The sequence below is a fragment of the Arcobacter arenosus genome (assembly GCF_005771535.1).
Taxonomy (GTDB): domain Bacteria; phylum Campylobacterota; class Campylobacteria; order Campylobacterales; family Arcobacteraceae; genus Halarcobacter; species Halarcobacter arenosus.
This window is the reverse complement of sequence record NZ_VANU01000004.1, coordinates 33220-50254: the sequence shown is the minus strand read 5'-3', so window position 1 is coordinate 50254 and position 17035 is coordinate 33220. Positions and strand designations below refer to the sequence as shown.

The following is a 17035-nucleotide window of genomic DNA, read 5'->3' as shown; positions in this document are numbered from 1 at the left end:
GAATTTGAAAAAACTATTATTACTAATTTTTGTTTTTTCTATTTATTCTTATGCATCCTTAATAGGTTCAAATTTCACACAAAGAGATTTACAAATTCTGGAAGATTTAGATATTAAATCTTCTTTTATAACTGACTATAAACTTCAAGAGGTGTATGAGCAATTTCAAAATAGAAGAAATTCCCATAATTACTTAGAAAAACTTAATGAAGCATCATTATTTGTACCAAGAGTAAAAGATATACTAAGACAACAAAATATTCCAGATGTATTTATTTATATGGCAATGGCAGAATCAAATTTTGATATTGATGCTAAATCTTATGTAAGAGCAACAGGTCTTTGGCAATTTATGCATGGAACTGCAAAAATGTATGGTTTAAAAAATGATTTTTATGTTGATGAGAGAATGGATCTCGTTAAATCAACAATTGCTGCAACAAAATATTTAAATGCCTTACATGATAGATTTGATAAATGGTATTTAGCTGCAATTGCATATAACTGTGGTGAAGGAAGAGTTATAGAAGCATTAACTAGAGCTATTTTAGATATTTATGTGGAAAAACACCCTTCACAAAAAAGAAGTAAAAAGATATATGAATTTAGAAAAACAATTGCTCAATACCAAAAAAGAAGAGTTTCTTATTATAAATTAAGAGATGTATATGAAGAGGTTAAAACTTGGGGAATCAATCCAGATATTGAAGATTTACTTCAAGAACAAAAAGGTTTAGATAGACAATATCTTCCAAAAGAATCTAGAAGATATATTAGAAAGATTATCTCATTAGCTATGTTAAATTCACAAAATTTCATAAAAAATGATGCTAATTCACACTTATTAAATATGGGTATTTCAAAAACAATTGCAACTGTTCCTGTTAAAGGTGGTTGGCATTTAAATAATATTGCAAAAGCAATTGGTATGAAATATGAAGAGTTATATGAATTAAACAAACACTTAAAAAGAGGAATAGTCCCTCCAAGTGAAAATTTTTATACAATCAATATCCCATATAGTAGATTAAGTAGATTTAATTTAAATAAAAACAGCATTAAAGATACTGTTTATGCAGTTCATACTGTAAGAAGTGGAGATACCTTAATTGGTATTGCAAAAAAGTATAATATCACAGTTGAAATGATAAAAAAACAAAATAAATTAAAATCATCATTTTTATCATTAAAGCAAAAACTTTTATTGCCAATTCCAAATGATATGATAAAAAATAGAAATATTTTTAAAATGAGTAGTAGACCTACTAAAAAAAGATACACTGTTAAAAGCGGTGATTCTTTGTATTCTATTGCTAGAAAATATAAGGTTGATGTTAAGAAAATTATGAAAGATAATAATTTAAAAGATAGTTTTCTTAAAATAGGGGATAGACTTGTTATCAGATAAAATAATCAAATTTAGTTTTTCAGCTTTAGCTTTTGGAGTAATATTTACTGGATGTTCTTCAAAATCAACAAATTATGGTAGTTATATACCTATTCTTGGTAAAAAAGTACACAAGCCACTTGGATCTCAAGAAATTAAAAATTCTAAAGCAATGCATAGAGCAACTATGAGGCCTTATAAAATTGCTGGGAAATGGTATTATCCAACTTTAGCAAAAGTTGGGGATACACAAAGGGGAATTGCATCTTGGTATGGTCCAAATTTTCATGCAAAAAAAACTTCTAATGGTGAGATTTATGATATGTATGCTCAAACTGCTGCCCATAAAACTTTACCTATGAATACAATGGTAAAAGTTGAGAACCTTGATAATGGTAAATCAACTATTGTTAGAATTAATGACAGAGGGCCTTTTGTAAGTGGAAGAATTATTGACCTTTCAAATAAAGCTGCCCATGATGTTGATATGGTAAAAAAGGGAACTGCTAATGTTAAAATTACAGTTCTTGGATTCCATGCAAAAATTGCTCAAACAAAAGAGGAAAAACAAGAAACTGCAACTGTTGGAAAATATTATATTCAAGTTGGTGCATTTAGAAGACTTGAAGGTGCTAAAATTACAAAAAGAAAATTTGAATTAGCATTAGAAGATAGGTATAATGTTGTTATTAAAGAAGGTACTTTTGAAAGTAAACCAATAAACAGAGTTTGGATTGCAGGGTTTAGATCAGAAGAAGAAGCTAGAGATTATAGAACAAATAATGGTTTAACTGGGGCAATGATTATTGCTGAATAGGAAAATAGATGACAGAATTAAATAGACAAACTAAAGAAACAGATATTAAATGTAGAGTTGATATATCAGGTAATGGTTCCTCTCAAATAGATACAGGAGTAGGTTTCTTTGACCATATGCTTGAAGCCCTTTCAAAACATAGTGGTATTGATATAGATTTAACTTGTAAAGGTGATTTACATATTGATGCACACCATACAGTTGAAGATTGTGGTATTGTTTTAGGAAAAGCTTTAAAAGAAGAGATTTTCCCAATCGAAAATGTTGAAAGATATGGAAATGCAACAGTTGTAATGGATGAAGCGGCAACTACATGTGCTTTAGATTTATCAAATAGACCTTTTTTAGTTTATGAGGTTAATGTAACTGGAAAAGTTGGAGAGTTTGATGTTGAGCTTGCCGAAGAGTTTTTCCATGCCCTTTCAGGAAATGCAGGTCTAACAGTTCATATTATAAATGATAGAGGAAGAAATAAACACCATATTTTAGAAGCTAGTTTCAAAGCCTTTGCCGTGGCACTTAGACGAGCTTTAGCAAAAAATGAAAAGCTTGGAATACCAAGTACAAAAGGTGTTTTATGATTAAGTTAATTGTTCTTGATGTTGATGGAACATTAACAGATGGTGGAATTACATATTCAAATAATGGTGATGAACTTAAAACTTTTGATGTTGCAGACGGTTTAGCAATTGCAACATGGACAAAAAAGCTTGGGAAAAAAGCTGCAATTATTACAGGAAGAAACTCTTTAATAGTTGAAAGAAGAGCTAAAGATTTAAAAATTGAGCATCTATATCAAGGTGTTCATAATAAAGATGAAGTGTTAGAAAAAATCCTAGAAGAAGAGGGTATTACTTGGAATGAAGTTGCAGCTATTGGTGATGATTTAAATGATTATAAGATGCTAAAAAAAGCTGCTATATCTTTTACTCCTGCTAATGGTTCAAAATATATAAAAGAGATTGTAAATATTCAATGTAAATCTTATGGCGGTAAAGGTGCGGTTAGAGAGATGATTGAGTATATTATAAAAGAAGATGGGATAGAAGAGGATTTTATTAAAGCATGGTTATAAGAATTTTTGTTTTATCCTTGTTGATTCTTGCAACTTTTAGCTACTTTATCCCCTTTGATAAAGTGGATAAAAAAGAATCAATTGAAGATTTGCCCCTTTTAGTGTTTGATGATTCAATAATGTATACATTAAGTCCACAAAATATGAATAGGATTGTTTATTCAAAAAAGGCAATAAGATATAAAACAAAAGATGTATTACTTAATGGTTCTTTAACAACAAGAAATATAAACTCAAAGGGTGATATTATAACTGATACATTATTGGCTGATAAAATTGTAAAAAGAGCTGAAAAGTTCAAATTTTTAAATAATGTAAAGTTTACTAGAAATGATTATGTTAATTTAAATACCGATGAATTAGATTATAATGCACAAACGAAAATTGCGTTTAATTCAAAACCCTTTGACGGTAATTATTATGAAAATTACATTAAGGGTGAAAATATATATCTTGATTTAAATAAATATTATATGAGTGCTAAAAACACTCATTTTGAAATTGATACAAATAAAGGAAATTAATAAATGAAATTTTTTATAACATTGTTGTTTTTTACAACTTTGATTTTTGCAAATGATAAATTAATTATTGATGCTGATAGTTTTGAATCGGATGATTCAAAAGGAATAACTATCTTTACTGGTAATGTAAAATTAAAAATGGGCAAAGATAAACTAAATGCATATAAATTAGAGATTTTTATGGAAGCTAATAAGAAGGGTAAGTCTAATACCCCATTTAAATATGTGGCTTCAGGTAATGCAGATTTTGAAATTTATAGTAATGGTAAAATATATAAAGGGAAAGGTAATAGAGTTATCTATTCTCCAAAAAAACAAGAATATACAATCATTGGTAATGGTTACGTAAAAGAAGAAAGTGAACAAAGAGAACTTTTTGGGGAAACTATTTTTATTAACCAATTGACAGGTAATGCAAAGGTTAAAGGAACTCAAAATAAACCAGTAAGATTTATCATTAATGTTAATAACAATGATAAAAATAAAGAAGAGAAGAAATAATGAAAATTGTTGATGCAAAGTTTTTAACTTCAGCTCAAAGTATTATGGATTCTCCAAGTCCAGATAAAGCAGAAGTTGCTTTTTTAGGAAGAAGTAATGTTGGTAAATCTTCTTTATTAAATACCCTTACAAATAGAAAAGGTTTAGCTAAATCATCTTCTACTCCAGGGAAAACACAGTTGATAAACTATTTTGATATTAAGTTTAAAACAGAAGATGAAGAGTTACCTTATGTTTATTCTAGATTTGTTGATTTACCAGGTTTTGGATATGCTAAGGTTTCAAAAAGTTTAAAAAGAGATTGGAATAAAAACTTAACTGGATATTTAGAACAAAGACCTTGTTTACAGATTTTTGTTCATTTGATTGATTCAAGACATCCAGATTTAGCAATTGACAAAAATGTAGATGAGTTTTTAAAGACAATAAAAAGAGGCGATCAAATTATCATTAATGCCTTTACAAAAATTGATAAATTGAAACAAAATGATTTACAAAAGTTAAAAAGAGAATACCCTGAGGGTATTTTTATTTCAAACTTAAAAAAACGAGGTTTACAACAACTTCAAGATAGAATTACAGGATATCTTTTTGGAAATTAAATTTTATAAACCAGATGTTAGCCATATTGCTACAATGCAATCATTAGTTAAAGAAGAAGTTGAAAATGGAATTATTCTTCTTAGAACAGAAGATGAAATGGCTAATACAATTAGATCATATACAGTTGTAGAAGTTGATGGTGTAATGGCAGGTTTTACTGCTTTACACGTACATTCAGCAAGACTTTCTGAAGTAAGAAGCTTAGTTGTGTCTAAAAACTTTAGGGGTTTAAAATTAGGTAAGAGGTTAGTAGAAGCTTGTATAAAAGAGGCTAAAACTTTGGGTTTACAACAAATCCTTTCCTTAACTTATCAAAAAGGTTTTTTTGAATCATTGGGATTTTATGAAATAGAGAAAGAGAAAATACCAGAACATAAAATATGGGCTGATTGTATTAGATGTAAACACTTTCCTGTTTGTGATGAAATTGCAATGGTTTATGATTTATGAGTAGATTGTTAAAATTTTTATTTTTACTTTTACTTTTTAAACTTACACTTTTTGCAGAATTAAATTTTTCACAAGAAGAAAAAGAGTATATAAAAAACAATAAAATCAAGGTGGCAATGTTACCAGACTTTCCACCTTTTTCTATTTTAAAAAATGGGGAAATAGAAGGATTCTCTTATGATATTTTACAATTAATATCAGAAAAGAGTTCTTTAAACTTTGAATATGAAGTTAATAAATGGCCAGTTAATCTAAAAAAATTCAAAGAAAAAAAGATTGATATAATTGATGCAATCTCTTATCGTGATAGTAGATTAAGTTTTACAAACTACACAAAACCTTATTTTGAAATCCCTTTAATGATTTTCTCAAGAAAAGATTTAACAGATTATACCGACCTAAATTCATTAAAAAATATGAAACTAGGTATGACAAAAAACATTTTTTATAAAAATCTAATTGAAGATTTAAATTTATTTAAAATAGTTGAATATGAAAGTTTTGAAAAAAAATTAGATGCCTTAGCTTTTGGTGAAGTTGATATTATCTTTGGACACCTTTTAAGTACTCAAAATGCAATTAAAAATAAGCAATATACTAATATGAAAGTGTTAGATGAACTAAACCTCCCAAACCTAAAAAAAACTGATTTAAGATTTGGAATAACAAAAGAGAATAAAATTCTTTATGGAATTATGAAAAAATCTTTTGATTCTATTTCTAAAATTGAGTGGAGTAATTTAAGAAAAAAATGGATTGATACCTATGGTTTAGAGAAAGAAAAAGCAAATATAATTGAAGAATTAGAAGCAAAAGAGAGATTGTTTTTAGTTGAGAAGAAAATTAAATGTATCACTACAAATTGGCATCCTTTTATTTTTGTAAATGATAAACCCCATGGAATCTCTGTTGATTTTTGGAATATAATAAAAGAAAAAGCTTTAATTGATTCTTCCTGTGAAGTTGTTGATAGCTATGAAAAAATTGAAGAAAAAATTAAAAATAAAGAAGCTGATTTAACCCTTGCTGCTGTAGTTACAGAAGATAAAGTTTCATATAGCAGATTTTCTATTCCATATATGTCTTATCCCCTTGCTATTGCAACAAAACTTGACAAAAGATATATTACAAATACTTCTATTTTAGATGGTAAAAAAGTTGGAATTGTAAAAGATACAGGAATATATAAAATTTTAATCGAAAAATATCCACAAATAAAGTTTACAAGTTATAAAAATAATTTTGATGCTTTAAAAGGATTGTCGAATAATGAGGTTTTTGCAATTATTGACATTCTTCCTGAATTATCCCATTATATTAGAAAATATGGCTTTAATGATATAAAAATCTCTGGAACTACCGAATTTAATTTAGATTTTAGAATTATGATTAGAGAAGATTATGATTTATTAGTCTCAATTGTAAATAAGGCGATTAAGTCTATTTCCATTGCTAAAATACAAGAGTTGAAAAATAAATGGATGTCTGTAAAATATGAAAACTTTGTTGATTATACAAAGTTTTGGCAAATTGCAATTGTAATTTTAATTATCCTTATAATTATGATATATAGACAAATAGTATTAAATACCCATAATAAAAAACTTCAAGAAGCAAATAGAAATATTGAATTAAAATCAAAAGAACTTGAAGAAAAAACATTAGAACTTCATTCCCAAAAAATTCTATTTGAAAAAACTTTTAATGATTCATCTGATGGTGTTTTTTTGGCAACATTTGATGGAAAAACTAAAATAGTAAAATGTAATCCTAAATCTTATCAATTATTAGGTTTTGAAAGTGAAGAAGAGTTTATAAATACTAATAGAGAAAATATTTTACCACCTTTTCAACCAGATGGAAGCAATTCTTTAGAGTTAATAGATAAATATTTACATAAAACTATAGAAGAGGGTTCTTGCACCTTTGAAATGCTTCATAAGAAAAAAGATGGAACATTAATATGGCTTGATGTTGTTATTACAGCAATTGAATTTCAAGATAAAAAATTAATCCATATTGTGTGGAGAGATATTCAAAAAAGAAAAGATATTGAAGATGAATTAAATTCTTTAACAATTAAACTTGAAGAAAAAGTACAAAGTGAAATTGCAAAAAATGAAGAAAAAACCAAACAATTGATTCAACAAAGTAGGTTAGCTCAAATGGGTGAGATGTTATCAATGATTGCCCATCAATGGAGACAACCATTAACTGCAATCTCTGCAACTACAAATAATATTTTAATAAGATTGATGTTAGATGAAAAACTTCCTAAACAAAATTTAGAAAAAGAGTTATCTTTAATAAGTGATTACTCTATTCACTTATCTACTACCATTGATGATTTTAGAAATTTCTTTAAAAGTGATAAGGAAAAAATTCTTATTTGTCTTGAAAATATTATAAATAATTCAGTTTCAATTATAAAAGGTTCTTTAGAATCAAATAATATAAAGTTGGAAATAGAATTAGACTCAAATGAAGAAGTAATGGTTCATGCAACAGAGATAAATCAAGTTATATTGAACATAATTAAAAATGCTGAAGATGTGTTAGTTGAAAATTTAGTTTTAGATTCAAAAATTAAAATTAGAACATATAGTGATGAGCAAAATGTATATATTGAAATAAGTGATAATGGAAATGGAATTGATGAAGAGATAATTGAAAAGATTTTTGATCCATATTTTTCAACAAAAAGTGAAAAAGAGGGGACGGGACTAGGCTTATATATGAGTAAAATTATTATAAATGATCATTGTGGCGGTTCTTTAACAGTTAAAAATGGAACTGAAGGGGCTGTTTTTACTATTCAACTTTCTAAAAATATATAAACTTCTATACTTAACTATATTAAATAGTTGTTTTTTTTAATTTTTTTTTAATAAATACAGAAAGATTAATAAAAAATACTAAAAATATATGATAAGATATTATTTATAATATATAGACGGGAGAATATAAATTATTGTAATTTAACTATATGATGAAGCTAACTTGATAATTTATAGAATTTAATTATGCAAGATAATTTAAGCCATGAAATCTTTTTAAGATTAAACAAAAATAACAACAGTTTGAGTAGTACTATAAGTGAAAAAGATGTGTATAGTATTATTCAAGAGATTAAAACATACAAAAATGAAACTACTGCAGATAATATACTTGAAAATCAAGAAGAATTTACTACACTCTTTTTCAATGCTCCAATCCCATGTTTTATAGTTGATGATAGTTTTAAAATAGAAAAAGTCAATAATTATGTTGAAAAATATTTTAAAAAAATTAATACTAAGACAAACTTTACTTCCTTTATTCCAAAGGAGACATTAGAAACTTTTCTTAATTGGATGAGCTATAAAGAGTATTTAATAAATGATTTGGAAATTAATTTTAAGTGTTATGATAATTCAACTAGAAGATTCCAAATTAAAGCAATTAATCATCCAATAAATAAACATCTTTATTTTTTTATATTAATAGATATTCAACAACAATATGAGATGAAGGAAAATCTTCAACATTTAGTTGATAAAGAGATGAAAAAAAGTTCTAACCAACTTGAAATGTTAAAAGAACAATCAAGGTTAGCTTCCATGGGAGAGTTAATTGAGATAATTATCCATCAATGGATATCCCCTTTAAATGGTATAAAAGTTAGAACTGAATTTATAAAAAATGAGTGTAAAAAAGATAGACTTGATAAAAAAACAATTGAAAACTATACCCAAGAACAAATTGACAATATTAATCATTTAATTACAACACTTAAAGAGTTTAGAGATTTTTTAAAGCCAAAAGGTGAACTTCAATGTGTAAAGCTTTTAAAATTAATTACATATGTAAGAATGCTATTAAAAGATGTTTTAGTAAAAAACAATGTAATTTTAAATATTGATATAGATGAAAACTTTTATATACATGTACATCAAAATGAGTTTACACATGTATTTATTAATTTAATAAACAACTCGATTGATGCCTTTGTGGAAAATAAAAAAAGAGTTAGAAATATAGATATATATACAAAAAAAGATTTAACTGGCTTTAGTATTGTTTTTAAAGACAATGCAGGTGGAGTAAGTGATTATACTTTAGAAAGATTATTTGATAGACATTATACTACAAAAAAGGAAGGTACAGGAATTGGCTTGTATCTAGTTAAAAATATTGTGGAGAAAATTGGGGGCGAGATAAGTGCTAAGAATATCAGCGATGGATTAGAGTTTATAATCCATATTGCTGATTAATTTTTTATAATTTTTTTCATTTGATTTCTAATAATTACAGGAACAAAAAACATTGAAACTACATAAGAGATTAATGTTCCTCCAATAAGAGCAACTCCTAATCCTCCAAATACAGCATCTGTTGCAAGTAAAGATGAGGCAAATACCATAGTTAAAACTGTAAGAATAATTGGTTTTGATCTCGTTGCTGTTGCACGTGCAACTGCTTGATTTATTGTTAATCCTTTATCTTCAACTAATTGTTTAGAAAAATCAATAATTAATGTAGAGTTTCTTGAATTAATACCAATAAGCCCAATAAATCCTATAAGTGAAGTAGCAGTTAAATAGAAAGTATCTGTTGTAATCATATCCATAATTATATGTGCAAATATTACTCCAATAATTGAAATAAATGAGGCTAACACTATTCCACCAGAGATTGCAAAAGATTTATAATACATAACCATTAGGAAGAATATTAAAACTAAAGCGATAATAAAAGCTCCCCCTAAATCAATAAAAGTATCAATGGTAACCTTAAGTTCTCCATCCCAAACTAATTCAAACTTCTCACCTGTGTTTTTATCTTTGAATTCTAGGTTTAAAAGATTAGATTTACTCACTTCATAGTTTTTATCAAAGTTGTTTAAAAAAGCATCTCTTGCGTCTAATAAAGGGTATATCTGGCTATCTTTATTTGTTTCTGCGATTACATTTATCATTGGAGTTAAATTTTTTGAAGTTAATGTTGGTTCTTTAATCACTTTTTTTATACTTATCAATTCACTAAGAGGAACTAAAAAACCATTTTTACTCATAAGTTTAAGTGTAGATAGTTTATTTAAAATATCTTCAATATTATTAGAATTAAAAACCCTTGAGTCATCTAATCTTAAAAAAATTGGAACTTGTGATTCTGTATCACTCTCATTAACAACTGATAAAGTGATACCTTCATAGGCTATATAAAGGACATTTTTAATTTGCTCTAAAGAGATACCTGTTTTGATGATTTTATTATTATCTAATTCAATTTCGAATTTAGAATACTCATCATCAGCCATGATATCAACATCAACCAAAGTTTCTTGTTTCTCTAAAACTTTTGCAACTTTTTTTGAAAATTCTCTTCTACTTTCAAAAGAGTTTCCGCCATATATTTCGGCAACTATTGAAGCTAATACAGGTGGTCCTGCAGGTAGCTCAATTAATTTTATATTAGCATCATATTTAGAACATGTTTGTAATTCATCCCGCACTTCACTAACAAAGTTATAACTTTGAATATCTCTGTTATGGGCTTTTTTAATATTTACCATAATTTCTGCTTGGGATTCTTTGTCTTTTAAGGCACTTTGTTTAACTAATGCAGCAAAATCAAGGGGTTGACCCTCGCCAATAAATATAGAAACATTTGTCACAATCTCTTTAGATATTAGTTTTTCTGAGATACAAGAAGTAACCTCTTTTGTTTGTTTTGTTGAACTTCCATCTTTTAAATCAACATATACAGAAAAGGTGTCAGAATCTTTACTTGGTAGCATTTTTGCTTTTATAATTTCAGTTGGGAATGTAGCAATTGAAAGGGCAAAAAGTGCTAATGTTATTAGATAAACTAACATTGATTTGGAAGGAGATTCAATAATATTATAAATAAATTTTTCTAATTTCATTTACTATCTCCTTATAAAAATTTTTTTACAAAATATGGTGTAAAAACATAAGCTACAACTAGTGAAACTATTAAAGCTATAGGAACAAATACAGGAAGAGGGTGCATAAATTGTCCCATCATCCCTCCCACAAAAAACATTGGAATAAATGTCATAATAATAGCTATTGTTGCTATGTTTGTGGCATTTCCTATTTCGTTTGTAGCATTTATTGAAATAGTTTTAATATCAGTTTTACCACCATCTTCTTTTTTATGTCTAACAATATTTTCAATTACAATAATTGCTGCATCAACAAGCATCCCAAGACTTACTATTAATGCAAATAAAGTGATTCTGTTTATTGTTTCATTAATCATAAATCCTACAAAAAGGGTAATTGATAAAATAGATGGAACAAGAAGTGATACAATCATTGCTTCTTTAAAACCTAAAGAAAAAATAAGTAATATGGCAATAATCAAAATAGAGATAAGCAGGTTTTGAACTAAAGAGTTAACTGCATTATTGGCTGTATATCCATCATCTCTTGTGATTACCATTTTTATATTTTTCTTTTCTAATTCAGGTTTTATTGAATCAATATATTTAAAAATCTTTTCATTAATGGTAACTGAATTTGCACCTTTTAGTTTTGATACCGTTAATGTTATTTGATTTAATCCTTTTGTATTCTCTTTTGTAAAAATAAGTGCTTCTTTTTTATTTTGTATATCAAAACTTCTAGAGATTTTTGCAACTTCTTTTAAATATATTGGTGTATTGAAGTTGTATGAAATAATGATATTTTCTAAATCCTCTTTTGTCTCAATAGCATTTTTAATACTTAAGACAGTTAAGGAATCATGTAAGTTATCTGATACCATATTAGGGGTAGTTAAAGATAAAGCTTTAATTTGTTTTGCAATCTGTCCTAATGATAAATTATAAGCTGATAGCTTGCTAGAATCTACTTCAATATTGTATTGATCTTTCTTTTCCCCTTTTAAATCCACAAGGGCAACTTGATCAATCTTATTTATCTCAAAAGCTATTTTATTTACTTCATTAAAAAGTTCAGTTTGAGAAATTTTATTTTGATTTGGATAAAAAGCAATAGTTGCTATTGGAATATCTGTATCTATATCCATAGTTTTGACAATTGGTGGCATTGCCCCTTTAGGAAGCATATCTATATTTCTCATTATTTGGTCATAAAGTTTTAAATTTGATTCCTCTTTATCTTCACCGATGTAGTATTGAGCTTGAACTATACCAACTGAATCTTTTGCATAAGAATAGATATGTTCAACACCTTTAATCTCTTTTATTTTCTTTTCTAAAGGCTCAATTATTACTTTTTTTATCTCGCTTGGTTTTGCTCCTGGTAGGGCAACAATTACTGCTCCACCGCTAACTTTTATTTGTGGGTTTTCTTCCCTTGGCATAAATTCTAAAGATAATACTCCAAGAATCAAAGTAAATGTACCTAATATAAAAGTTAAAGGGTGGTCAATAAAAATTTGTGCAAGTCTTCCTGCAATATTTAGATTATTGTTTTCCATTCTCATCCACTTTAATAAATATTTTTGAATACATACCAGGGTAGATATTCATTCCCTTTGAATCAAAAGAGATTTTTATTGTAAAAGAGTGTGTCATATTTTGAACATTTGGAATTATAGAGGCAATTTTCCCTTTTGTATTTAAATTTAATGAATCAATTTGAATCTCTACTTCTTTCCCAATTTTTATTTTTCTTAAATTACTTTCACTAATATCTGTTTTTATTTTAAGTGAATTTAAATCAGAAAGAATTATAGCTGGACTTGAAGGCATAGCCATTTCGCCACTTTTAATGCTTTTTTTAATAACTAAACCATCATTTGGAGCAACAATTTTTAAATAATTGTATTGAGATTCTACCTCTTTTAGTTTTGCTTTTGCAATTGATATCATATTTTTTATATTTTTTAGTTTTAGCTCAAGTTGTTCAACATCATATTTTGGAACTAAATCTTTTTCATATAATCTTTTATATCTTTCATAATTTGTTTTTACATTGTTATAATTATTTTCTTGGATTTGAAGATTTAATTGAGCTTCTCTTTTTAAACTATCAATATTTGAAGAATCAATCTTATATAAAAGTTCACCTTTTTTTACAAAATCTCCTTCACTTACATATACTTTTTCAATAAATCCCATATATCTACTTGTGATAATTTTTTCATTATCAGAAATTACTGTACCACTTAATTCAAGTGCATTTAAATTTATTACACTTGTTAAAAATATTATTAAAGTTATTGATCTTTTTTTCATTACTTATAATCCTTTAATCCCTTAAGCTTTTTCCAAGAGCAAGTTTTAATCTTGCTTGAGCTATAGATTTTTCATAATTAGCCATTATTAATTCTGCTTCATTTTCTCTGTAAGATGCTTCTTGTTTTAGAAGTTCTGTCATTGATATTAATTGGTTTTTATACATGAGTTTAGACTGCTCTAAAACTTCAAAAGATAACTCTTTTGCTTCAATTTTTTCTAAATGTATCTTTTCCTTTGCCTTTAGATTTAAAAAAGCTTTTTCTAATTCTAATTTAATAGCATTTTGAAGTTGATTTAAATTTAGTTTTGTTTTATTTAATTCTATTTTACTTTTTTGTAAATCTGCATCTCTACTTGTGTCAAAAATTGTATATTTAAGCCCTAATAAGCCCATATAATAATCTTTTGAAGAACTAAAATTTAGTGTATCATCATTTAAACCATATTCTAAATGGGAATATAAATTTGGATAAAAAGAGGATTTATTTAAATCAACATTTTTTTCCATAGCATCTTTTGAGATATCAAGCATTTTTAAATCAACTCTATTTTCAATTGCTTCTTTGTATAAAGATTTTAGTTCTTGATTATTGTTTAATCTAAAAAGTTTTAGAGATTTTACATTTGATAATTTTTCATTTGAACTCAAAAATCTTAAATATGCAATTGCAATATCAAATTTATTTTGTGCTTGGGTAACTTTACTTTGAACTTTTAATTCTTGAACTTTTGCTTGTTTTGTATCAATTTTAGTAACTAAACTTTCATTGTAAAACTCATTTGCTGATTTTACGAATTGTGAAACTGCTTGTTTAGCTTGTTTCGTAGCTTCTATAAACTCTTTTGCTACAACTGCTGCATTGTAAGCTTTTAAAACTTCAAACTCTAAAGCTCTTTTATCAAGTGTTAGTTTTAGTAGTTCAGCTTTATTTTTTATTTTTAAAAGCTCTTCTTGATTTGAGAGTTTAAACCCTGTAAAAAGAGGTATATCATAAGTTATTTTTGTTGAAAAATTATTTCTAGGTTCTGGATTATTTAGATTATCTGGAATAACATTAATTGCAGAAGGACCAGTAAAGTCTAAAGCTCCAAAATCATTAAAAGAAGCCTCCCTAGATGATAATTTTGAATTAAAAATATATCCAGGATGATTTGTTCTCATTACTTCATGGCTTAACTCAAGTTTACCGTAAGAAAAGCCATTAACTTTTTGTATATCTAATTTAGAAGCTTCAATATTTAATTCTTGAAGTTTAAGATTATTATTGTTTTCTAAAGTTTGTGAAATTACATCTTCATAATTTATAGTTTGAGATAAACCATATGAATAGAGTAATAATAAGTATAAGTAAAATTTATACATATCCCATCCTAAAGCCTTTTTTTGAGGGGATTATACAAGAAAAAAATTAAAAAAAGTAAAAAAACAAATATTACTTGTAATTATCTTCTTTTTTCTTTGTTAAGTATGCTAAAAGTAACACTACTAATGCAATTATACCAAAACTTATTACTTCATTCTCTAAATTTTCCATTTTTATTCTTGAATTAAAAATTTACCAATTGATTTATCTTTTTTTAGTTTACTTGCATCAACAACTACACCATGCATAGCTAAGTAAATTCCATCTTTAATATCTGCACTTAAAAAACCTAGTGCCATTGAAAAATTCATTGTTGCTTCAACTTCATCTATACTCATTGGAACCATTGCTCCAGTAAAAACAATTTTCTTATTTTTTACTTGTTCTTTTAAAAATGCTGATGTTAAATCAACTGTATCAGTTCCATGAATTATTATAATTTTCTCATTTTTTGATTCTATTACAGCATCAGTTATAGTTTGTCTATCAATATCAGTCATATCAAGACTATCTTTTGAAACAATATTTTTGATTTCAAACTCTACATTATGACAAGATTGTGTAATCTTGTCTAATGCTATATTATCACTTGGTACTTCAAGTTGTCCTTTTATTGGATTATATCTTTTATTAAATGTTCCACCAGTATTTATAATAGTTATATTCATTTTATTCCTTAAATTTTTACCCTTGATAGTTTGTTACCATATTTTTTGGATGAAGAAGTTTATCTAACTCCTCTTTTGTAAATAGTTCTTGCTCTAAAATAATATCATATATTCTTTTATTTGTTGCAAGAGCCTCTTTTGCTAATGCAGAGCTTTTTTCATATCCAAGAATTGGATTTAAACAAGTTACTATTGTAACAGAATTTAAAATATTTTCCATACAAACATCTTCATTTGCCGTAATCCCTTTAATACATTTATCTGCAAGGGTATGAAATGATCTTCTCATAATATTAATTGATGTAAATAGTTTATATGCAACTAAAGGTTCAAATACGTTTAATTGTAATTGTCCACCTTCACAAGCAATAGATATAGTAGTATCAGCTCCAATTACTTCAAATGCTACTTGATTTACAACTTCTGGAATTACAGGATTTACTTTCCCTGGCATAATTGAACTTCCCGGTTGCATTTTAGGAAGATTAATCTCATTTAATCCAGCTCTTGGACCAGAACTTAAAAGTCTTAAGTCATTACAAACTTTTGAAATTTTGATTGCTACTCTTTTTAAAACACCTGAAATATGAACAAATACACCTGTATCTTGTGTTGCTTCAATTAAATCCCCAGCACTAATATAATCAACTCCAGTAACTTCTCTTAGGTTACTTATAACTCTTCTTTGATATTTTGCTTTTGTATTTATTCCTGTTCCAATTGCAGTTGCTCCAAGATTTACTTCTTTTAATAAAGTTTGACAATCTTTTAATCTATTTATGTCCTCGTTAACCATAACTGCATAGGTCTTAAACTCTTGACCTAAAGTCATAGGAACTGCATCTTGAAGTTGTGTTCTTCCCATTTTAAGAACATCTTTAAACTCAATTGCCTTTTCATCAAAACTATCTCTTAAATATCTAAGTGAATCTTTTAATTTATATATTAATTCATGTAGGGTAATTTTAATTGCTGTTGGATAAACATCATTTGTAGATTGAGACATATTTATATGATTATTTGGATGAATAATCTCATATGTACTTCTTGCTTCCCCCAGAATCTCTAAGGCTCTATTTGCAATTACCTCATTTGCATTCATATTTGTTGAAGTTCCTGCTCCACCTTGAATAGGATCAACAATAAATTGATCATGATATCTTCCATCAATAATCTCATTGCATGCTTGAATAATTGCATTTTTTTGTATATCTGTTAAATCACCTAACTCATAATTTGTTAAGGCACAAGCTTTTTTTACTTTTGCTATAGATTTTATAAATGTTGGAAATAAAGATAAACTAGTATGAGTTATATCAAAGTTTTCACTTGCTCTTAGTGTTTGAATCCCATAGTAAGCATCTTTTTCAATCTCTTTTTCCCCTAAAAAATCTTTTTCGATTCTGAATTCTTTTTTCACTTTTTCCCTTT

The 17035-nt window shown here is 26.8% G+C and carries 16 protein-coding genes; 10 read left to right on the top strand and 6 right to left on the bottom strand.

Features of this window, described 5'->3' with window-relative positions; genetic code table 11:
• Nucleotides 1-4: 4 nt before the first annotated feature.
• The 10 genes from FDK22_RS09375 to FDK22_RS09330 all read left to right on the top strand — a co-directional run bounded on the left by FDK22_RS09375 (nt 5) and on the right by FDK22_RS09330 (nt 9610).
• Nucleotides 5-1408 (top strand): lytic transglycosylase domain-containing protein, encoded by a 1404-nt coding sequence (locus FDK22_RS09375; protein WP_138152671.1) that lies wholly within the window; start codon nt 5-7, stop codon nt 1406-1408.
• Nucleotides 1395-2204: a septal ring lytic transglycosylase RlpA family protein gene (locus tag FDK22_RS09370; protein ID WP_228711686.1), complete on the top strand. Its 810-nt coding sequence runs from the start codon at nt 1395-1397 to the stop codon at nt 2202-2204. Before FDK22_RS09375 ends, FDK22_RS09370 begins: the two co-directional genes overlap by 14 nt.
• A gap of 8 nt (nt 2205-2212) precedes the next feature.
• Entirely contained in the window at nt 2213-2785 is a 573-nt protein-coding gene (hisB, locus tag FDK22_RS09365; RefSeq protein WP_138152670.1) for an imidazoleglycerol-phosphate dehydratase HisB, read from the top strand.
• On the top strand, nt 2782-3279 hold the full coding sequence (locus tag FDK22_RS09360; RefSeq protein ID WP_138152669.1) for a KdsC family phosphatase: 498 nt from the start codon (nt 2782-2784) through the stop codon (nt 3277-3279). The genes hisB and FDK22_RS09360 overlap by 4 nt, the downstream gene beginning before the upstream one ends.
• Nucleotides 3270-3803 carry a hypothetical protein gene (locus tag FDK22_RS09355; protein WP_138152668.1) on the top strand — a complete coding sequence of 178 codons (534 nt, stop codon included), beginning with the start codon at nt 3270-3272 and terminating at the stop codon, nt 3801-3803. Before FDK22_RS09360 ends, FDK22_RS09355 begins: the two co-directional genes overlap by 10 nt.
• A 3-nt stretch (nt 3804-3806) precedes the next feature.
• The gene (gene lptA, locus FDK22_RS09350) at nt 3807-4304 is read left to right on the top strand and encodes a lipopolysaccharide transport periplasmic protein LptA (RefSeq protein ID WP_138152667.1); all 498 of its coding nucleotides are present in this window, start codon (nt 3807-3809) and stop codon (nt 4302-4304) included.
• Nucleotides 4304-4906: a ribosome biogenesis GTP-binding protein YihA/YsxC gene (gene yihA, locus FDK22_RS09345; RefSeq protein WP_138152666.1), complete on the top strand. Its 603-nt coding sequence runs from the start codon at nt 4304-4306 to the stop codon at nt 4904-4906. Before lptA ends, yihA begins: the two co-directional genes overlap by 1 nt.
• Nucleotides 4896-5357 carry an N-acetyltransferase gene (locus FDK22_RS09340; protein WP_138152665.1) on the top strand — a complete coding sequence of 154 codons (462 nt, stop codon included), beginning with the start codon at nt 4896-4898 and terminating at the stop codon, nt 5355-5357. The genes yihA and FDK22_RS09340 overlap by 11 nt, the downstream gene beginning before the upstream one ends.
• Nucleotides 5354-8194 (top strand): transporter substrate-binding domain-containing protein, encoded by a 2841-nt coding sequence (locus FDK22_RS09335; RefSeq protein WP_138152664.1) that lies wholly within the window; start codon nt 5354-5356, stop codon nt 8192-8194. The genes FDK22_RS09340 and FDK22_RS09335 overlap by 4 nt, the downstream gene beginning before the upstream one ends.
• Before the next feature lie 186 nt (nt 8195-8380).
• Entirely contained in the window at nt 8381-9610 is a 1230-nt protein-coding gene (locus FDK22_RS09330) for a sensor histidine kinase (RefSeq protein WP_138152663.1), read from the top strand.
• On the opposite strand, the gene FDK22_RS15905 is transcribed toward FDK22_RS09330, so the two are convergent.
• From FDK22_RS15905 to aspA, 6 genes are all read right to left on the bottom strand, one after another.
• Nucleotides 9607-11265 carry an efflux RND transporter permease subunit gene (locus tag FDK22_RS15905; RefSeq protein ID WP_138152662.1) on the bottom strand — a complete coding sequence of 553 codons (1659 nt, stop codon included), beginning with the start codon at nt 11263-11265 and terminating at the stop codon, nt 9607-9609. The genes FDK22_RS09330 and FDK22_RS15905 overlap by 4 nt on opposite strands.
• Nucleotides 11266-11276: 11 nt before the next feature.
• Nucleotides 11277-12809, bottom strand: coding sequence for an efflux RND transporter permease subunit (locus tag FDK22_RS15900; protein ID WP_138152661.1), 1533 nt, complete (start codon nt 12807-12809; stop codon nt 11277-11279).
• Entirely contained in the window at nt 12796-13569 is a 774-nt protein-coding gene (locus FDK22_RS09315; protein ID WP_138152660.1) for an efflux RND transporter periplasmic adaptor subunit, read from the bottom strand. The genes FDK22_RS15900 and FDK22_RS09315 overlap by 14 nt, the downstream gene beginning before the upstream one ends.
• 13 nt (nt 13570-13582) lie before the next feature.
• Nucleotides 13583-14935 (bottom strand): TolC family protein, encoded by a 1353-nt coding sequence (locus tag FDK22_RS09310; RefSeq protein WP_138152659.1) that lies wholly within the window; start codon nt 14933-14935, stop codon nt 13583-13585.
• 174 nt (nt 14936-15109) lie between these two features.
• Complete coding sequence (locus FDK22_RS09305; RefSeq protein ID WP_138152658.1) at nt 15110-15604, bottom strand: asparaginase domain-containing protein; 495 nt, start codon at nt 15602-15604, stop codon at nt 15110-15112.
• A gap of 16 nt (nt 15605-15620) precedes the next feature.
• Entirely contained in the window at nt 15621-17024 is a 1404-nt protein-coding gene (gene aspA / locus FDK22_RS09300; protein WP_138152657.1) for an aspartate ammonia-lyase, read from the bottom strand.
• Between the last annotated feature and the right edge of the window lie 11 nt (nt 17025-17035).